The organism is Microbacterium sp. GW821-FHT01D02 (assembly GCF_059422585.1).
This window is the reverse complement of sequence record NZ_JBWKXB010000009.1, coordinates 1-726: the sequence shown is the minus strand read 5'-3', so window position 1 is coordinate 726 and position 726 is coordinate 1. Positions and strand designations below refer to the sequence as shown.

Below are 726 nucleotides of genomic sequence, written 5' to 3'. Positions count from 1 at the left end.
GGGAAGACGGTCGCGTTGGTGGGGGAGTCGGGGTCGGGGAAGTCGACGATCGCGCGGATGTTGATGAAGTTGGAGACCCCGACCAGTGGGGAGATCCTCCTCGATGGGAAGGCGTCCGGGGTGCGGGGGCGGGCGTTGGAGGCGTATCGCGCGGATGTGCAGATGGTGTTCCAGGACCCGTTCGCGTCGTTGAACCCGTTCCACACGATCGTGCATCACCTGGAGCGTCCGATCCGTCTGCACCACCCGGAGCTGTCGCGCGCCCAGGTGCGTGAGCGTGCGATCGAGTTGCTGGAGCGGGTGCGGTTGAGTCCGGGGGAGTCGTTCGCGGAGCGGCGCCCGCACGAGTTGTCGGGCGGGCAGCGGCAGCGTGTCGCGATCGCCCGGGCGCTCGCGCCGGGGGCACGGTTCATCGTCGCCGACGAACCCGTATCGATGTTGGACGTCTCGATCCGGTTGGGGGTGCTGAACCTGCTCGCGGACCTGCAACGCGAGGAGAACCTGGGCGTGTTGTACATCACGCATGATCTGGCCACGGCCCGGCATTTCTCCGATGAGATCATGGTGCTCTACAAGGGTGATGTCGTGGAGCGGGGTCCCGCGGACGAAGTCATCCTGAACCCGCAACACGAATACACCAAGACCCTCCTCGGCGCCGCCCCGGAGCCCGACAACCTCGGCCGCCTCCGCGACGAAGTCCGCAACGAACTCGGCCTCACCCACTGA

General features: G+C 66.8%; 1 protein-coding gene. It reads left to right on the top strand.

The features are described from left to right. The coding region (locus AC07VM_RS18925) for an ABC transporter ATP-binding protein (RefSeq protein ID WP_494912779.1) at positions 1 to 726 on the top strand (726 nt) is incomplete at its 5' end.